Consider the following 17,429-nt stretch of genomic DNA (forward strand, 5'->3'; position numbering starts at 1 on the left):
TCAACTGATGCGGTCCTCGGCGGTCCGACCAGCGAGAATGGCGGGATGACGTTGAGGATCGACATCAGCGGGCTGCCGTCCGAGCGGCTGCGGTTCGCCGCGTCGCCGCTGGCCGAGCTGACCGCGATGCTGCACGTGCTGGCCGAGCCCGGGCATCACCCGCAGCTCGCCGGCTGGGCGGGGACCGTCTGGGCCGGGCTGCGGCCGGAGCTGGCCGAACGGCTCCGGGAAGCGGAATTCCTCTGGCGTTCCTCACGTGCCGATTTCCTGGTCCCCGCGCGTCCCCGGTCGACCCTCGCCGAGGAACTGGACGAGGTGGACCGGATCGACGACGAGACCTACGTGACCGCTGCGCTCGTCACCACCTGCGGCAACAACCGGGTCCACTTCGCCGCCCCGTCCCCCCTCTCCGACGCGACGGCGCGCGAGCGGGCCCTGGACCTGGCCCAAGCCCGTGGCGCGCTCCAAGAAGCCTTCGCGGAACGGTTGCTGGCGGACCCGGCGGCCGTGCGGGCGCAGGTGCGCGACACCCTCGAACAATGCGCCGAGGCGTTCTTCGACGCCGCTTGGACGAGCGTCGCCGGGCAACTCGCGACGGACCTGCGTCTGAGGAACGATTTGCTGAAGCGCCAAGGCATCGGGGCCGCGCTCGCGTCGATCTCCAGCGTCACCCTGGCGCCGGACGGCAACTCCATCGTCGTGGACAAGGCGCAGGACAACGCGGCCGCCGCCCAGGGAACAGGGATTCTCTTCTACCCCAGCGTTTTCGGCCGCCCGCACCTGGTGGCAGTCCACGCGCCCGGCCGGCCGCCGGTGGTGCAGTACCCCGTCGCCGAGCCGAGCCCGTCGGAGCCGGTCTCGCTGGAAACCGTCACGCTCCGGCTGGAGGCACTCGCGCACCCGGTCCGGCTGCGGCTGCTGCGGACGTTGGCCCGCGGCCCGCACACCACCGGCGAACTGGCCAGCGCCTGGGGACTTTCTTCGCCGGAGGTTTCCCGCCACCTGGCTGTGCTGCGCCGCTCGGGGCTGCTCACCGCTCAGAGGGAGGGCCGTTACGTCCGGTACACCGTCAACCTGCCCGACCTGGCGGCGTTGGGCGGTGATCTGCTGGCGGCGGTACTGCGTTGAACGGCCAGTCAGTTCCGCTCAGGATGTTCGGTGACGCCGAGTTCGGCGCGAAAGGCTTCGCGGAGCGCCCGGATGGTGGCCGACAGCTGCCGTGATGCCTTTTCGAGATCGGTCGGCGTCTCCTTGGTTCTGGCGAACGTCGCCAAGAGGAGGTCGACTGCTTCGCCGGCGGCCGTCCGCATGACCTCGGAGCCGATGAGCTTGATCTCTGCCAGCTGGTCGCTCATGCGTGTCACGGAGTCGTGGAGCCGGCTCGACGTCCGTTTGGCCGGGCGCCCGTCGCGTTGGTTTTCATACCACGCGTCGACGGCCAGTTCCCGCCACGTGTTGAGGGTGATCAGGAATTCGACGGCGATCTTGAGTCGCTTCTCCCGCCAGGCAAGCCGGTCCTGGTGGGCATCCCGCTGTTTTTCGCGGGCCCATCGGATTTCCTCGTTGCGGCGCTCGCGCCAGGCGTTGATCACTTGACCGGCCACGACACCGGCGACGCCGATCAACCCGACGGCGATCGGGACCCAGACCGAGACTTGACTGGTGAGCATGGGCGCGTCCTCGTCATCATCGTGGAAGGTCCGGTGCTGGACCAGCGGTCAGCACAGCTCACGGCCGGTCTGGTCCATGGTGGCCAGTCTGCTCGACGTCCGCATAAAACGAATGCAGCGCCGCCGCCAGCTGCTCGGGCGCTTCCATCGCGACGTAATGGCCGATCTTCTCGATCTGCACCGCAGCCACGGAGGTGGCGACCTGCCGCAACGTCGCCGGTGTGCGGCCCGAACGGCCCACGACGGCGAGGACCGGCAGGTCCAGCTTCCGAGCTGCGAGCTGACGGATCTCCTCGCCCTCCGAGAGCAGCGAGCGGTAGAGGCCGGCGGCGCCCGCGAACGCGTCAGGCCGGGCGTACGTGCGGACGAGTTCTTCGATGTCGTTGGCGGTGAACGCGGCGGGGTTCGCGGCGAGGGAGGGGATCGCGTAGTCGGCGAGGAAGGTGCGCTCGCGGCCGGCCAGGAGCATTTCCGGGATGCCGGGGGCGGCGAGGACGCCGATGTGCCAGGCGCCGCCGTGAGCGACGTCGGCGAGTGTTTCGGCGCCGAAGCCCGGGAGTGCGGTTTCGATTCCGGTGTAGCTGCGCAGGAGTTCGGGGTGGGTCGCGGCGACGCGGAACGTCGTGGCGCCGCTGATGTCCTGGCCGGTGAGGTGGACGGGCCCGACGCCCAGGCCGGCGATCAGCTCGCTGAGGTCGTTCGCCGCGGTCTCGCTGGTGTGGTCCGGGGCGGCGGTCGCGGAGTCGCCGAATCCGCGCAGGTCGACCGCGAACACGCGATGGTGCTCGCTCAGCAGCGGGATCAGCTTGTGGAAAACCCACCAGGTCTCCGGGAACCCGTGCACCAGCAGCACGGGGGACCCGGCGGTGCCGGCGGCCACGTAATGCAGCTCGGTGCCGTTGGCGCTGATCCGGTGGTGGTCGACTCCGGGGATGGTGGCGGCGAGACGGTTCACGGGTTCCTCCGAGCCGGTAGACAAGTTACTTGTCGAACCATAGAAGATAGACAAGCGGCTTGTCCATACCGGCGGACCTCGTATGATCGGCCGCATGGCGCAGTCCAGCGGCGCCGAGCTCGCGCGTCTGCTGCTCGGCGGCTACCACACGATGGTCGACGAGGTGCACGTCGAGCTCGCCAAGCGCGGCCACCACGGCGTCCGCCCCGCGCACGAGTTCGCCCTGCGCGCCGTGGACGCGGGCGCGGACACCGCCTCCGAACTCGGCCGCCGGTTGTCGGTCACCAAGCAGGCGGCCGCGCAGACCATTGCCGCGCTGGAGGAGTTCGGCTACGTCGACCGCGAGCCCGATCCTGCTGACGCGCGCCGCAAACGCTTGCGGGTCACGCCTCGGGGCCACGAGCTGATGACCGTCGGCAGCGCGCTGTTCGACGACGTGCGCAGCCGCTGGGCCGTCCGAATAGGACTCGAGCAGCTCGAGGCCCTCGAAGCCCATCTGGCTCAGCTCGCCGAGCGCCGCTCGTTCAGCGCCGAGGACGTGCGGGACTGATCCCAGCTGAAAACCGGACCAGCGCGGGCGGCTTGACTGACTGACTCGTTCAGTCAATACTCGCCGTATGCGCGGACGGGTGCCGCCGCGGCCGTTGGGCGAGATCGCGACGGCCGCGGCGCGGGTGTTCATCGACAAGGGTTACAAGGCGGCCGGGATCTCCGACGTGGCCGCCGCGCTCGGGCTGAGCCACGGCGCCCTCTACACCTACGCCGACGGCAAGGAAACCTTGCTGTACCTGGCTTTCCTGCACCTGGTCGAGCCGCAGACCCTGGACACGCTGACCATCCCGGTGTCGTCGCCGGGCCGGGCCGGGATCGCCGCGGTCGACGCGCGCTCGGCGGCGCCCGCGAGCTTCCCGGCGCTGGCCGCCGCGCTCGGCCGGCGGACCCGGCCGGTGGCCGAGGAACTCGGCGGGATCATCGACCAGCTGTACGGCTACATCGAGGGCAACCAGGGGCTGCTCGCGCTGGTCGAGAGCTGCGCGCGGGACATTCCGGAGCTCGCCGAGCTGCATTTCGTGCAGGGCCGGCGCGGGCTGCTGGACCAGCTGAGCGAGTACCTGAGGCGGCGCATCAAATCCGGGCACCTGCGCCCGGTCCCGGACATCCCGACCTCGGCCCGGTTCATCGTGGAGACCATCGCCTGGTTCGCCTGGCACCGGCACGGCGACCCGGACTCCCTGATGCTCGTCGACGACGACTGCCGGCGCACCGTGCGCCATCTGCTGCTGGCCGCGTTCCTGCCGGCCGGTTCCACTGGGGGAAGGGAAAACCGTGGCACAGAAGGTAAGACCGACCGAGGAAGCTGAAGCCGTCCCGCGCGTGGCGTGGCGGCCGGTCCTGCTGATCGCCGGGGCGGTCGCGGTGGTCCACCTGGCCGTGGCCGCCCGCTACGGCTGGCACCGCGACGAGTTCTACTACGTGCTCACCGGCCGCCACCCGGCGTGGGGTTATGTCGACCAGCCGCCGCTGACCCCGGCGCTGGCCCGGCTGGCCGCCGCGCTGCCCGGCGGCGTGCTGCCGTTGCGGATCCTGGCCATCGCGGCGGCGTTCGGCTGCGTGGTGCTGGCCGCGAAGCTCGCCGCCGAACTCGGCGGGCGACGACGGGCCCAACTCATCTCGGCCGCCGCGGTCGCGGCCTGCCCGGCGTACGTGGCGGCTTCGGCGTTGTTCGGGACCACCGGCGTCGACCAGCTGCTCTGGCTCGCGGTGCTGGCCGCGACCGCGCGGGCGCTGCGGCTGGGCACGATCCCGGCCTGGCTGCTCGCCGGCCTGTTCGCCGGACTGGGCCTGGAAAACAAGCACACCATCGCCGCGCTGCTCATCGGCATCGCACTCGGCTTGATCATCACGCGGCGCGGGGTGCTGCGTACACCCGGGCCGTGGCTGGCCGCGGTGCTGGCCTTGCTGATCGCGTTGCCGAACATCCTGTGGAACGCGTCCAACGGCTGGCCGGCCATCCGGATGGCCGCGGTGCTCTCCGGACGGCAGGGCAGCGCGCTGACCCAGGTGCCCGAGCTGCTGCTCCTGCTGACCGGCCCGCCGATGCTTGTGCTGCTGGTGCTCGGCGCGCGCCGGCTGTGCCTCAAGGCCGGACGGCCGCACCGATGGCTGCTGATCGTCGCGATCACGGCGGTGACGCTCATGGCCGTCACCGCAGGCAAGAGTTATTACGCGGCCCCGGCGCTGCCCGGCCTGTTCGCGGCCGGCGCGGTGCGGGTGGAGGCCGCGAACACAGGGGGCAGCCGTCGGCGGTGGCCCCTCGCCCTCGGCCTCACGGGTGTGTGCGCGATCCTGATCGGACTGCCCGTGCTGCCGGTGAACGTCGCGAACAGCGTGACCACCGGGGTCGGCAGCCCGGTGCTGGAGACCTACGGCTGGACCGATTACGTGCACCAGATCGTCGCGGTCGCCGACCGGTATCCCGGTACGACGATCTTCACCAGCAACTACGGCGAGGCCGGCGCGCTGACCATCCTCGGCCCGTCCGAGGGCCTGCACAATCCGGTGGGCAGTGGCCACAACGCTTATGGATTCTGGGGGCCGCCCGCTGGTAGCGACGCCACCGTGTTGTGCGTTGGCGAGTTCACTCCTGCCTATCTGCACCAGTTTTGGTCACAGGTAACGGAAATCGCCCCGTTGACCCTGCCTGACGGGTTGTCGAACGAGGAGGTTCAGCAGAGCGCGGCGATCTATCTTTGCCAGCAGCCGCACGGAACTTGGACGCAACTGTGGCCCAGTCTGAAACGACTGAGCTGAGCGAGTCAGTGCTGGCCGAGGTCGTTCAGATCGAGGACGACCTTTCCGCGGCGGGGTGGTTTCGCGGCGGTTTCGTGGGCTTCGGCGGCCCGTGCTGCCGGGTAGGTTTCCCGGACGGGAACGCGGAACCGGCCCTGCTCGGCGAGGGCGGCGGCGGTGGCGAGTCCGTGGACGCCGTCGGGCTGGCCGCCCAGGCGGCCGGTGGACAGGCGGACGCCGTGGTCGGCCGCGGTGAAGTCGGCCAGGGTGACGACGCGGTCCGCGGCGCCGGTCAGGTCGATCAGTTCGGCGAGGGAACCTGCGCCCGCGACGTCGAGCGCACGGTTGACCGGGCCGCGGGCCAGCGCGCGGGCGGGCAGGCCAGGGCTGTAGTCCGCGGCCAGCGCGCGGACGCGGGCGGGCAGGCCGGGGCCGTAATCCACGGGTTCAGCGCCCAAGTCCTCGAGAAACCCGTGGCTTTCGGGGCGCGCAGTACCGATCACGCGCGCGCCGCGGGCCACGGCGAGCTGGACCGTGATGCAGCCGACGCCGCCGGCCGCGCCGTCGATCAGGAGGGTGGTGCGGTCGTCGACGTCGAGCAGGTCCAGGGCACGGGTCGCGGTCTCGACGCTGGTGCCCGCCGCGCCGGCCTCGGCCCAGCTCAGGCTTTCCGGCTTGGCCGCCCAGAAATCCAGGACCACGAACTGCGCGCTCGCGCCGCCGAGGCGGGCCACGTCGACCGCGCCGAAGACCTCGTCGCCGACCGTGTAGCCCGTCACGTCGACACCGATCTCGTCGATCACCCCGGCCGCGTCGACGCCGGGAACGTGCGGCAGGGCGAGTTTCCGGCTCATCGCGGTCTCGCCCGCGCGCAGCCCCAGATCGACGGGGGAGACCGCGGCCGTCCTGGCCGCGATGCGGACCTGGTGGGGGCCGGGACGCGGCTCGGGCGCGCTGCCCACGGCCAGTACCCCGGGCGGGCCGAACCGCTCGAACTGCACAGCGAACATGATCACCTCTCCCGCCCGGGCCGTCCGGGCGTTTGATGGGGTAAACCTGATTCCAGGGCAGACGTTCCGCCGGCCGGCGAAATGAGAAGGGAGCACGGGGAAGTGACTCGGAAAGCGCGGGCCGACGCGGTCGGCAACCGGGAGCGCCTCGTGGCCACGGCTCGTCAAGCTTTCGCGGCCGACGGCGTGGACCTGCCCATGCGTGAGGTCGCCGGGCGCGCGGGCCTGGCCGTCGCGACGCTGTACCGGCACTTTCCGACGCGCACCGACCTGATCGGCGCGGCCCTCGCCGAGCACGTCGCGGCCTGCCGGGAAGGCATGCGGACCGCTGAGTCGGAGCCGGACGCATGGCTCGCGCTGAGCGGCGCCATCCGCTGGTTCGCCGAGCACCAGATCCGTGCCCCTGGCCTCAATGCGGCGCTGTTCGGTCCACACGCGACTGGTTTCCGTGACGACCGCCTGGCCCAGTCGGCGGCACTGGAGCGGCTCGTCGCCCGTGCGCAACGGGACCAGGTTTTACGGCCGGGCGTCTCGGCCGTCGACGTCCGCGTCGCGCTCCTGGCCATCTCGTCGCTGCGCCCGGCCCAGGCCTCCGCCACCCGGCAGGTGCTCGACCTGCTGCTGGCGGGGCTGCGCGGGCCCGGCGTCGGCGGAATGCCCGGTCCGGCACGCTATAACTGAATCCATGACAGAGAGCGAAGACCCGGCCGGCAGACCCGGACGCGGGCTGGCCGTGGCGGCGGTGTCGGTGGCGGTGGTCAGCCTGGTGCTGGCGGTGTCGACGTGGGCGGCCTGGCTGCTCGTGCGGCCGCGGGTGCTGTCCCAGCCCGGAAACGCGTTCCTCGGGCAGGCCCTGCTGTTCGTGCTCGGCGCGCTGTGGTTCGTGGCGCTGCTCGCGGGCGCGCTGGCGATCGTCTTCGGGATCACCGGCGGCGCGCGCCGGCCGGACGGTGACCTGGCGCGGGCCGGTGCGCTGACCGGGCTGCTGACCTGTCTCGTCGCGCTCGCCGGGGCGGTCACCTTCGCGCTCAGTCCAACGTGGACGCCCGTGGTGGAGGTCCAGAACACCCCCGGCGTCTACAACGACTACTTCGGGAAGTAAATGACCGTCCTTCGCTCCATCCTGCTCTTCCTCGCCGCCGCGGTGCTGGAGATCGGCGGCGCCTGGCTGATCTGGCAGGGCGTGCGCGAACATCGTGGCTGGGCCTGGATCGGCGGCGGCATCGTGGCGCTCGGGCTCTACGGATTCGTGGCCACCCTCCAGCCGGACGCCCATTTCGGCCGCATCCTCGCCGCGTACGGCGGGATCTTCGTGGCCGGCTCCCTCGCCTGGGGCATGGTCGCCGACGGCTACCGTCCCGACCGCTTCGACGTGATCGGCGCACTGCTCTGCCTCGCGGGCGTCGCGGTGATCATGTACGCCCCGCGAACCGGGTAACGTTCGCGGAACGGGCACGATAAAGGGGCGTGATCGAACCGGATTTCCCCGCTCCGCCGCCCGCAGCTCCCGCGAAACGGCGGTTTTCGCCGCTGCTGGCCCTCTTCCTGGTGGTGCTCGTCGCCGGGGCGTTGCTCGCCGGGTTCGGCCTGGTGCAGGTGCTGAGCTATCGGACGATCGCCGTGCCGGGCGGCTCGATGGGGCCGACCGTGCCGGCCGGAACCTCGGTGGTCTACCGGCTGCGCGAGGGCGAGGAAATCCGCCGGGGCGACCTGGTCGTCTTCGAGGCTGATCAGTTCACCGGCCGCCCGGGCGTCCGGCTCGTCAAGCGGGTCATCGCGGTCGGTGGCGACACGGTGGAGTGCTGTGACGCGCAGCAGCGGATCGAAGAGAACGGCAAGCCGGTCGCCGAGCCGTATCTCGACCCGGCCGTGCCGCCGGAGCGCGGGGCCTTGCGGTTCAAGGCGACCGTCCCGGCCGGGTCGGTCTTCGTCGCGGGGGACACCCGGGACAACTCCAACGATTCCCGGATGTACACGGATCAGTTCGGCGGCGGCGCCGTCCCGCTGTCCAAGGTGGACGGTGTGATCGTGGCCAAGGGCAGCCTGTTCTGGTCCGAGACCTTGAAACCCACCACGGCGTTCACCGACGCCGGGCTGCCCGGTGCGGCCACTGAGGACAGTGGACCGGTGACCGCCCGGCTCACTTTCGCCGGGGGAGTGCTGCTGTTCCTGATCGGGTTCGCCGGCGCGACCGTGACCGCGGCCCGCTCCGCCAGGAAACGGCGCATCGCCGCCACCGCCCCGCCGGCGTACTGAGCCCGAACATCGCGGCACACAACGCCCGGACGGCCCCGATCCGGACATCGGGCGCACCGCCCGCCGGGAAATCCTTCGCCGGCCACGTACCGTGCCCGGTCTCCTACTTTCGGACGTGGCCGCGCATTCGGTGAACTCCTAACGTGTTCCTGCGAACCGCGGTTGCCGTTTCCCGGCAGCCGAATGGGATTTCCCCGGCGAAGGAGACACGATGAAGGTACGCGGGTTCGGGCGGGTCGCGGCGCTGGCTCTCGCCGTCGCGGCGCCGCTGGGCATCGGCCTGGTCACGGCGCCCGGCGCGTCGGCCGCTCAGACGACCACGGTGTACTACGACTCCACTGGCGCGCCCGACTACCTGGCGCAGATCGACCAGGGCGCGGCGAACTGGAACGCCGCCGTCGACGACGTCAAGCTGGTCAAGGGCGACGGCAACGGGACCGTGGTGTTCCACGAGACCAACAGCGGCGGCTCGTACACCAACACCGACGGGCACGGCAACGGCGACATCTACCTCGACACCAGCCAGGTCGCCGAGGGCTTCGACCCGACCCGGATCGCCGCGCACGAGCTGGGCCACAACCTCGGGCTGCCGGACGACTACACCGGGCCCTGCACCGAGCTGATGTCCGGGCACGGGCCGGGCACCTCCTGCAAGAACGCGAAGCCGAGCGCCGAGGAGGCTTCGAAGGTGGAGTCGTTGTGGGCCAACGGGTTCGCCACGATGGGCACCCGGATCCGGGTCACCTCGGTCTACTGATCTCCTTACCGCAGGCCGCCCGGCAACGCCGGTCTCACGCGTCCCACCGGGCCAGGGTTGATCCGCCCCAATGTGGCGTTGGTTGCGTTGAGCGCACCCAACGCCACATTGGGGCGCAACCCAGGCGGGATTCGGGCCTACGAAACGGAATTGGTCACGCCGAGCGGCTGACGGCCACGTCGCGGCCGACCCCGCGCAGCACCTCAACCCGGTCCGTGCCCGGGCGGCTCAGCACCCAGCTCGAGCCGGAGACCGCCTTCGCCCGCTTCTTCAGCGGCGCGAGCAGACGCGAGGCTTCGCGGTACGAGCCGAGGGAACCGCTGCCGCATACCAGCGTCGCCAGGGAGACCGTGACCGGCAGGCCCTCGGCGGACCACTTGGTGTCCAGCAGGGCCGCGGCGACGGTGCCGATCTCGTCGACGTCGCAGACGATCAGGAAGTCGTCGCCGCCGACGTGGCTCACCCGCATCCGCCGCAGCTGCCCGGCCAGGGTGGACAGCGTCGAGCCGAGTTCGCGGATCAGGTCGTCGCCCGCGGCGAACCCGGCGTTGTCGTTGACCGATTTGAACGAGTCGACGTCCAGCCACGCGGCCACGAACGGCTCGCCGACCGCGATGCGGCGTTCGACGTCGCGGGCCACCGTCTCGCTGCCGGGCAGGCGGGTGAGCGGGCTGAGGGTCACCGCCTCCTCGACCTTCGCCTCGGCGACCCCGCGCACCACCTCGGTCACCAGCACCACGCCGAGGCAGTGGCCGGTGCTGTCGACCACCACCACGTCGTCGCCGGTGCGGCCCCAGTCCGCGTCGGTGACCAGCTCCAGGAATTCCAGCGCGCTCGCGCCGGCGTCGATGGTGTGCGGCCGGTCGGCCAGCCGGTGGGCCGGCCGCTTCGCGTGCAGGGCGTGGCCGTACGGACCCGTTACCGCCACGAGGAAACGCGTCCGGTCCACTGACCACTGTGGACGATCGTCGGCATCGACGCCGACCACCCCGCTCGGCGCGTCGGCCGCCGCCAGCACCTCGCGGACGTCGTCGCAAGTCGCGTCTTCGGGCAGCGTGGTGGCCGGGCGGAGGAAGTCGCCGACCCGCGGCGCTTGCGGTGACGCCGGGGTGCGGCGGTTGTCGGGGAGGACGGCGCCCGCGGCGGGCGCGGACCGGTGCGCGGCGGGCGGGGCCAGCAGGTTGCCCTGCGCGATCCGCACGCCGAGGCTCTGCACGGCGTCCAGCTGCGGCCCGGTCTCGATGCCGGTGGCGACGAGCCGGATGCCGGTGCGGGTGGTGTAGTGCAGCAGCGATTCGACGACGGCGACCGACGCCGGCTCCTCCGGCAGGCCGCGCAGCACGCTGCGGTCGAGCTTGACCAGGTCCACCGGCGCCCGCACGAGCAGCGCGAGCGGCAGGTCGCCCCGGCCGAGGCCGTCGAGGGCCAGCCGGAAGCCCAGCTCGGTCAGCGCGCGCATGGCGCCCACCAGCTGGTCGGCGGGCAGGTGCGAGAACGGCGGCCCGACCTCGAGGACCACGTCGCGGGTCCGGCGCCCGGCCGCGCCCAGCTCGGCGATCAGCTCGTCGAACGCGCCCGGGCCGGCGGCCAGCGTGCGGGCGGAGAGGTTCAGGTGCAGTGGCAGCGCACTGGGCCTTGCGGCCTCCTGGCGCACGGCGGTGGCCGCGAGGCCCAGGTCCACCTCGGCGAGCCGGCCGGCGCGGCGCGCTTCGGCGAGCAGCTCGTGGGCGGTGCCCTTACCCGGCCTGGCCAGCGCTTCGTACGCCACGACGCCACCGGTGTGGAGGCTGTACATCGGCTGGAAGGCGAAGCTGACCGCACGGGGCGTAGTCACCGTTCGATGGTCGCAGCGGCCCGCGAAGCAGGAAACCGTTGTCGACAGATGTTCACCGCCCGGGAACCAGGGTTACCTGGAACGGAGTAATCGGCTGTCGCGGGCCGTGGTCAACTGTGTGCTTTTCGTACCGGGGGTAGACCGGCCAGCCGGGCCCGCAACCCCGGCGGTGCGGCGCGGAACAGCCGAGCCATCGCCGCGGCCGTGCCGGGCAGGTCGTCTCGGCCCGAGGTGAAGGCGCGCTGGGCCGCGGGTGGGAGCGTGAAGAACAGGTCGAAGAACCGCGCCGGCTCGCCCGGCGGCATCCCGCGCAACGCGTGCAAGCCGTGGCGTCGCAAGGAGTGGACGGCGCGGGCTTCGGGGGTCCACAACGTCCGTTTCGCCGCGCGCGCCGCGGCCGGGGGGCCGGCTTCAAAGGCGCCGGCGATCGCGGCGGCGACGGCCGGGGCCAGCCGCAGCGACGTCGCCAGGCTGTATCCGGTGGCCGGGTGGACCAGGCCCGCCGCGACGCCGAACGGGACCACCGCGCCCCGGCCGGGCAGCGGCACGTCGAGCACGATCCGGACCCGCTCTTCCACGAAACGGCCGCGCACGCCCGCGGCGGCCAGCCGGGTCCGCAGCCGCCGGGCCAGGTCGTCGACCGGCAGGCCCGGCCGGCTCGCGAGCGAGGTCTCCTCGACCAGCACCGAGCCGTCGCCCAGCGGCAGCTGGTAGCGGAAACTCGGGCCGTCGCCGCGCCAGTCCATGAACACCGCGGTGTCCGCCGCGCCGGGGCCCAGCCGCTCGGCGTCGGCGGCGGGCAGCACGAGGCCGTACGCCGTCTGCTCCGCGCGAGCGCCGCGAGGACGGCCGCCGGAGAGGACGCGGCTCGCGCCGGAGGCGTCGACGACCACGGCGGCGGCGAGCCGGCGATTGTCGGCCAACACCACCGTCGCCCCGTGCCGGCCGGGCTCGACGGCGGCCGCCTGCCCGGTGACGACGCGGACGCGTTCGCCGGTCAGCCAGGATCGCAGGCCCTCGTTGTCGAGCACCAGGTAACCGCGGTCGAGCCGGTGCTCCCGCGTGCCGAACGCGACGGTGGCCGGCGGCGCCGCCGCGATCACTTCGGCAGGCAGCCCGGGCAGCTCGTCCGACCAGACCCCGTAGGTGTTGCGCCACGGGCGGTGCGGCGCCGGGTCGACGACGGTCGTCGCCAGCCCGCGCCGGGCGCAGGCCCGGGCCAGCGCCCACCCGGCGGGCCCGCCGCCCGCGATCAGCACGTCCGCCACGTCGGAGATCCTGCCGCATCCGGAGAGCCGCGCCGGACACGGTGCCGTCCTTACTGATCGGCACTGATCCGGCGGCCGCCAGGGCGGAAACGCTTCCGGCGCCCGAGGCGTATCCGCCTGCCCCCGGCCGGATCAGTACGGTGTGGCGCATGGACGAGACCGACCCGCGGGCCGCGCGCCGCGACCCGGCGAGCTCGGCCGGCGGGTTCACCGACCTGGCCACGAGCCCGTTCCGCATCGACCGGGACCGGATCATCGCGTCGCCGTTCTTCGCCCGGCTGGGCGGGGTGACGCAGGTGGTCAGCGCCGCGGGCGCCGGGCTGCTGCACAACCGGCTCACCCACAGCCTCAAGGTCGCGCAGGTCGCCCGCGCCATCGCCGAGCGGATCAGCGGCGCCGGCGAATCCGCTGAGCTGGCCGCGAAGCTCGGCGGCTGCGACCCGGACGTGGCCGAGGCCGCTGCCCTGGCGCACGACCTCGGCCACCCGCCGTTCGGGCACCTCGGCGAGCAGACGCTCGACCGCATCGCCCGGCACCGGTTCGGCCTGGCCGACGGCTTCGAGGGCAACGCCCAGTCGTTCCGGATCATCACCACCACCGACGTGCGCGGCCCGTCGGCCAGCGGCCTCGACCTGACCACGGCCGTGCGCGCCGCGGTGCTGAAGTACCCGTGGGCGCGGCTGCACCTGCCGGACCCGCACCCGACAGCGCTGCCGAACCCGCCGCGCGGCGCGGCCGAGCCCGAAGACGCGCCGGGCACCGGGGCGAGCAAGTTCTCCGCCTACGTGACCGAGCTGGACGACTTCGCCCAGGCGCGCCTGCCGTTCACCGGCCGCATCGAGCCGTGGCAGCAGACGGTGGAAGCGTCCGTGATGGACACCGCCGACGACATCGCCTACGCCATCCACGACCTGCAGGACTTCCACCGGATCGGGGTGCTCCAGCACGCCCCGGTCGCCGCGGAGCTGGGGGAGTGGCTCGAGCACGCGCTCGAACTGGCGGCGCTGGACGACGACCAGCTGTCCGCCGAGATCCGCCGGCCCGGGCGCTCGCTGGAGCGGATGCGGCGGCGGATGCACCACAAGGACGCCTGGATCGTGGACGACGACGCGTTCGCCCAGGCCGTCGGGCGGGTGCGCCGCGAGCTGGTGGACGGCCTGCTGGCGGACAGCTTCGACGGCTCGATCGAGGCCGAGCAGGCGACCGCGGCGTTCTCGGCCAACTGGACCTCAAGGCTGGTCGACGGGGTGATCGTGGCGTCCTCGCCGTCGATCCGCTCCGGGCACGTCTCGCTGCGGCCCGCGCAGTGGCACGAGGTGCAGGTGCTCAAGTTCGTGCACCGCCGGTTCGTGCTGCTGCGCGCGGACCTCGCGCTGCACCAGCGGGGCCAGGCCGAGCTGGTGACCAACCTGGTCGACGCGTTCGACGCGTGGCTGCAGGACCGTGACGAGGAGTCCCGCCTGCCGCGGCGCCTGCACGACCTGGTCGAGCTGGCGCACGGGGAGTACAGCCTCGTCGCGCGCACGTCGCCCGAACTGCTGGTCGGCGCGACCGGCGAACGGGTGCAGGGCGCCGACGCCGTCCGCAACCTCGCGCGCGGGCGCGCGGTGGTCGACTTCGTGGCTTCGCTGACCGACAAACAGGCCGTCTCGGTGCTCGACGCGCTGTCCGGGCGGGCCGATCAGCCGTGGTCGGACTCGTTTGTCCTCTGACTGTCCGCCGGCCGCTGCCGAACGGCCTACGACGACCGGGGGGTAGCGGGTGATTACCTGCCCTATGTCACCCTAACGGCTGATTTTTACCCAGACGCACAGTACTTAGCTAAGGCCAGCCGGTGATCACCGGCATTGGCCAGCGTGAGTCGGGGCACGCGGTGCGAGATTCGGAGGCGCACGTGCGTCGAAGCCGTTCTACCCAAGCCGCCAGAGCCGGAAGACCCAGAAGAGACACGCGGAGCCGGGCGGCCGTCCTGGCCGCCGGCGCCGCTGCCCTGCTTGCCGCGCTGGGCGTGGCCGCCCCGCCCGCGGGCGCGGCGACCCCGTCCACATCGGACACGTTCTCCGCCACCGCCGCCAGCCAGATCGCCGCGCTCCAGGCGGTGAAAACCGGGCAGACCGCCGTCGAGTCCAAAATGGACAGCCGATTGCTGGTCGAGCAGAAGCTCCAGGCCCGGCGGCTCAGCGCGGCGGCCGTGCCCGCGCTGAAGGCGGGCGACGTCTCCGCCGCCGGCACCGCGCTCGTGGACATCCGCGCCACCAAGGTCACCGACGGGCTGGTCGGCGACCTGCGCACGGCGGGCGCGGGCATCCGGTCGCTTTCGGACCGGGAGGCGAGCATCCGCGCCGAGGTGCCGCTCTCGGCGTTGCCCGCGATTGCCGCGCGCACCGACGTGAAACGGGTCGAGACCGCCGACCAGGCGATCACCGCCCGCGAGGTCGAGCACCCGGCCGCGCCGGGCAAGGCCGCCCCGGCCGAGACCAAACAGCAGAAGAGCGCCCGCATCGAGGGCGCGTTGAAGCAGGCGCTCGCGGCGAAGGGCCAGCGCTCCGCCGCCGCGGCCACCATCACCAGTGAGGGCGACCGCGCGCACAATGCGGACCTCGCCCGCCAGCAGTTCGGCGTCACCGGCACCGGCGTGAAGGCCTGCGCGCTGTCCGACGGCGTCGACTCCCTCGCCGTCTCGCAGGCGAAGGGCGAACTGCCCGCGAACGTCGACGTCCCCGCGGGCCAGGCCGGCTCGGGCGACGAGGGCACCGCGATGCTCGAAATCCTCCACGACCTCGCGCCCAACGCCTCGCTCGGCTTCGCCTCGGCCTTCCAGTCGGACGCCAGCTTCGCCGACAACATCCGCACGCTCCGCTTCCAGTCGCACTGCGACGTGATCGTCGACGACGTCATCTACTTCGCGGAATCCCCGTTCCAGGACGGGATGATCGCCCGGGCCGTGAACGACGTGACCGCCGACGGCGCGCTCTACTTCTCCTCCGCGGGCAACGAGGGCAACGTCGCGGACGGCACCTCCGCGCACTGGGAAGGCGACTTCGCCGACTCCGGCAAGACGGTCGGCAAGTTCGCCGGCACCGCGCACAACTTCGCGGGCGCCGCGGGCAACCAGGTCTTCGAGCCGATCTCCGACGCCTCGTCCGCCGGTGTCCCGGTGACGCTGCACTGGTCCGACCCGCTCGGCGCGGCCTCGGACGACTACGACCTCTACCTGCTCGACGCCGCCGGCAACGTGGTCAGCTTCAGCCAGAACGTGCAGAACGGCACCCAGGACCCGTTCGAGGTCCTGTCCACTCCGCTGTTCGGCGGCACCGGGCTGCGGCTCGCCGTGGTCAAGTTCGCCGGCCAGGGACGCTACCTGTCGATCACCGCGTTCAACAGCCGGTTCCGGGACTCGGCCGACGGCCTGAAGGCCTACAGCACCCCGGGCGCCGTGGTCGGCCACTCGTCCGCGCGCACCGCGTTCGCCGTCGCCGCCGCGCCCGCCGGGGCCGCGTTCGGCCGCCCGCTGGAGCCGGGCGACCCGGCGAACCCGGCCGGGCCGTTCCCGGCCGCGTTCTCCGGCGCCAGCAAGGCCGAGCGGTTCAGCTCCGACGGTCCGCGGCGGATGTTCTACGAGGCCGACGGCACGCCCATCACCCCGGGCAACGTCTCCTCGACCGGTGGTGAGGTGCGGGGCAAGCCCGAGATCACCGCGGCCGACGGCGTGCGCACCTCGGTGAGCGGGTTCGACCCGTTCTTCGGCACCTCCGCGGCCGCGCCGCACGCCGCGGGAATTGCGGCTCTGGTGCTGTCCGGCAACCCCGGACTGTCCTCATCGGACGTTCGCGACGCGTTCCTGAACACCGCCGTCGACATCGAGGCGCCCGGCACGGACAACCTGACCGGCGCGGGCGTCGTCCTCGCCGACAAGGTGCTCGCCTACACCGGGGCCACCCCGCAGCCGTACGCCCAGGCCCAGACGCCGACGGTCAAGACGGCCAGTGGCGGCTCCTCGCTGAACCCGGGCGACACCGCCAAGGTGACGCTGCCGGTGACCAACATCGGTGACGGCGCCGCGTCGTCCACCAGCGTCGTGCTCACCAGCCCGACCCCGGGCGTCACGATCACGCCGCGCATCAAGGCGTACGGCACGATCAGCCCGGGCCAGACCGGTGTGAACGACTTCACCGTGACCGTGCCGGCGAGCCAGCAGCTCGGCGTCCCGGTGGTGCTGGCCGCCAAGGTCAGTTTCGTGGGCTCGCTGTCGCCGGTCACCAGCACGTTCCCGCTCGGGGTCGGCACCCCGTCGCCGGTGGCGCAGACCTTCGCCTACACCGGCCCGGCGGTGGCGATCCCGGACAACTCGCCGCTCGGCGCCTCGGTGCCGCTCGTGGTGAGCGGGGTCGGGCCTGCGTCGAAGGTGTCGGTCTCGATCGACGGCGCCACCTGCACCACCGCCGAGGGCGCGACGACGGTCGGCATCGACCACACGTACGTGGCCGATCTGGCCGGCACGCTGGTCTCGCCCTCGGGCGCGACGGCGACGCTGTTCCAGCACGCCGGCAGCAGCGCCAACAACCTGTGCCAGGTGGTGTTCGACGATTCGGCGGCGAAGCTGTTCAGCTCCGTCAGCTCGGTGGACGCGCCGTTCACCGGCACGTACAAGCCGGTGAACGCGCAGACCGGACTGAACGGCCTCGGCACGGCCGACGGCACGTGGACGTTCAAGGCTGTCGACAACGCGGTCGGTGACACCGGCTCGATCCGCAGCGTTTCCCTGCACGTCAACGGCTTCGTCGGCGCCGCTCCGGCGCCGGGCCAGGCTGCCGGGGTGCACCAGTCGGTGAGCACGGGACCGGTCCACCCGGTCAACGCCCTCGCCTGATCCTGAAAGGGCCGTCAAG

Annotated in this window: 16 protein-coding genes; 11 read left to right on the top strand and 5 right to left on the bottom strand. The window is 72.3% G+C overall.

Annotation, left to right across the window (positions count from 1 at the left end; all coding sequences use genetic code 11):
- The first annotated feature begins 45 nt into the window (after positions 1-45).
- The gene (locus OG371_RS31690; protein ID WP_329059139.1) at positions 46-1,128 is read left to right on the top strand and encodes a helix-turn-helix domain-containing protein; all 1,083 of its coding nucleotides are present in this window, start codon (positions 46-48) and stop codon (positions 1,126-1,128) included.
- An 8-nt stretch (positions 1,129-1,136) separates the two neighbouring features.
- Here the strand turns inward: OG371_RS31690 and OG371_RS31695 are convergent, their stop codons facing one another.
- Positions 1,137-1,670 (bottom strand): hypothetical protein, encoded by a 534-nt coding sequence (locus OG371_RS31695; RefSeq protein ID WP_329059140.1) that lies wholly within the window; start codon positions 1,668-1,670, stop codon positions 1,137-1,139.
- Positions 1,671-1,728: 58 nt separating this feature from the next.
- Positions 1,729-2,625, bottom strand: coding sequence for an alpha/beta fold hydrolase (locus tag OG371_RS31700; RefSeq protein WP_329059141.1), 897 nt, complete (start codon positions 2,623-2,625; stop codon positions 1,729-1,731).
- A gap of 94 nt (positions 2,626-2,719) precedes the next feature.
- Between OG371_RS31700 and OG371_RS31705 the strand changes: the two genes are divergently transcribed.
- The 3 genes from OG371_RS31705 (at position 2,720) to OG371_RS31715 (ending at position 5,436) form a co-directional block, all read left to right on the top strand.
- The gene (locus OG371_RS31705) at positions 2,720-3,175 is read left to right on the top strand and encodes a MarR family winged helix-turn-helix transcriptional regulator (RefSeq protein ID WP_329059142.1); all 456 of its coding nucleotides are present in this window, start codon (positions 2,720-2,722) and stop codon (positions 3,173-3,175) included.
- 67 nt (positions 3,176-3,242) lie between these two features.
- Positions 3,243-3,986 carry a TetR/AcrR family transcriptional regulator gene (locus tag OG371_RS31710; RefSeq protein WP_329059143.1) on the top strand — a complete coding sequence of 248 codons (744 nt, stop codon included), beginning with the start codon at positions 3,243-3,245 and terminating at the stop codon, positions 3,984-3,986.
- Positions 3,952-5,436 carry a glycosyltransferase family 39 protein gene (locus OG371_RS31715; RefSeq protein ID WP_329059144.1) on the top strand — a complete coding sequence of 495 codons (1,485 nt, stop codon included), beginning with the start codon at positions 3,952-3,954 and terminating at the stop codon, positions 5,434-5,436. Before OG371_RS31710 ends, OG371_RS31715 begins: the two co-directional genes overlap by 35 nt.
- Positions 5,437-5,441: 5 nt before the next feature.
- On the opposite strand, the gene OG371_RS31720 is transcribed toward OG371_RS31715, so the two are convergent.
- Entirely contained in the window at positions 5,442-6,425 is a 984-nt protein-coding gene (locus tag OG371_RS31720) for an NADP-dependent oxidoreductase (protein WP_329059145.1), read from the bottom strand.
- Between the two features lie 102 nt (positions 6,426-6,527).
- Here OG371_RS31720 and OG371_RS31725 point away from each other — a divergent pair, with 102 nt between their 5' ends.
- From OG371_RS31725 to OG371_RS31745, 5 genes are all read left to right on the top strand, one after another.
- Entirely contained in the window at positions 6,528-7,106 is a 579-nt protein-coding gene (locus OG371_RS31725; protein WP_329059146.1) for a TetR/AcrR family transcriptional regulator, read from the top strand.
- Between the two features lie 4 nt (positions 7,107-7,110).
- Positions 7,111-7,527, top strand: coding sequence for a hypothetical protein (locus OG371_RS31730; RefSeq protein ID WP_329059147.1), 417 nt, complete (start codon positions 7,111-7,113; stop codon positions 7,525-7,527).
- Positions 7,528-7,863: a YnfA family protein gene (locus OG371_RS31735; protein ID WP_329059148.1), complete on the top strand. Its 336-nt coding sequence runs from the start codon at positions 7,528-7,530 to the stop codon at positions 7,861-7,863.
- Between the two features lie 29 nt (positions 7,864-7,892).
- A complete protein-coding gene (gene lepB / locus OG371_RS31740) occupies positions 7,893-8,681 on the top strand; it encodes a signal peptidase I (protein WP_329059149.1) in 789 nt (262 codons plus the stop codon).
- Between the two features lie 211 nt (positions 8,682-8,892).
- Positions 8,893-9,438: a snapalysin family zinc-dependent metalloprotease gene (locus OG371_RS31745; protein ID WP_329059150.1), complete on the top strand. Its 546-nt coding sequence runs from the start codon at positions 8,893-8,895 to the stop codon at positions 9,436-9,438.
- 154 nt (positions 9,439-9,592) lie between these two features.
- Here the strand turns inward: OG371_RS31745 and OG371_RS31750 are convergent, their stop codons facing one another.
- Both OG371_RS31750 and OG371_RS31755 read right to left on the bottom strand, forming a co-directional pair.
- Positions 9,593-11,272 (bottom strand): GGDEF domain-containing protein, encoded by a 1,680-nt coding sequence (locus tag OG371_RS31750; protein ID WP_329059151.1) that lies wholly within the window; start codon positions 11,270-11,272, stop codon positions 9,593-9,595.
- A 110-nt stretch (positions 11,273-11,382) separates the two neighbouring features.
- Positions 11,383-12,540, bottom strand: a complete 1,158-nt coding sequence (locus OG371_RS31755) for a lycopene cyclase family protein (RefSeq protein WP_329059152.1) — start codon at positions 12,538-12,540, stop codon at positions 11,383-11,385.
- 149 nt (positions 12,541-12,689) lie between these two features.
- Between OG371_RS31755 and OG371_RS31760 the strand changes: the two genes are divergently transcribed.
- Positions 12,690-14,252, top strand: a complete 1,563-nt coding sequence (locus tag OG371_RS31760) for a deoxyguanosinetriphosphate triphosphohydrolase family protein (protein ID WP_329059153.1) — start codon at positions 12,690-12,692, stop codon at positions 14,250-14,252.
- A 296-nt stretch (positions 14,253-14,548) separates the two neighbouring features.
- A complete protein-coding gene (locus OG371_RS31765) occupies positions 14,549-17,410 on the top strand; it encodes a S8 family serine peptidase (RefSeq protein ID WP_329059154.1) in 2,862 nt (953 codons plus the stop codon).
- Positions 17,411-17,429: the final 19 nt, after the last annotated feature.

The organism is Amycolatopsis sp. NBC_01480, assembly GCF_036227205.1.
GTDB lineage: Bacteria > Actinomycetota > Actinomycetes > Mycobacteriales > Pseudonocardiaceae > Amycolatopsis.

Excerpts from the sequence above, each read along its gene's own strand:
- OG371_RS31690 (WP_329059139.1), top strand. The coding sequence starts at position 46 with ATGACGTTGAGGATCGACATCAGCGGGCTGCCGTCCGAGCGGCTGCGG.
- OG371_RS31695 (WP_329059140.1), bottom strand. The coding sequence starts at position 1,670 with ATGCTCACCAGTCAAGTCTCGGTCTGGGTCCCGATCGCCGTCGGGTTG.
- OG371_RS31705 (WP_329059142.1), top strand. The coding sequence starts at position 2,720 with ATGGCGCAGTCCAGCGGCGCCGAGCTCGCGCGTCTGCTGCTCGGCGGC.
- OG371_RS31710 (WP_329059143.1), top strand. The coding sequence starts at position 3,243 with ATGCGCGGACGGGTGCCGCCGCGGCCGTTGGGCGAGATCGCGACGGCC.
- OG371_RS31720 (WP_329059145.1), bottom strand. The coding sequence starts at position 6,425 with ATGTTCGCTGTGCAGTTCGAGCGGTTCGGCCCGCCCGGGGTACTGGCC.
- OG371_RS31730 (WP_329059147.1), top strand. The coding sequence starts at position 7,111 with ATGACAGAGAGCGAAGACCCGGCCGGCAGACCCGGACGCGGGCTGGCC.
- OG371_RS31735 (WP_329059148.1), top strand. The coding sequence starts at position 7,528 with ATGACCGTCCTTCGCTCCATCCTGCTCTTCCTCGCCGCCGCGGTGCTG.
- OG371_RS31745 (WP_329059150.1), top strand. The coding sequence starts at position 8,893 with ATGAAGGTACGCGGGTTCGGGCGGGTCGCGGCGCTGGCTCTCGCCGTC.
- OG371_RS31760 (WP_329059153.1), top strand. The coding sequence starts at position 12,690 with ATGGACGAGACCGACCCGCGGGCCGCGCGCCGCGACCCGGCGAGCTCG.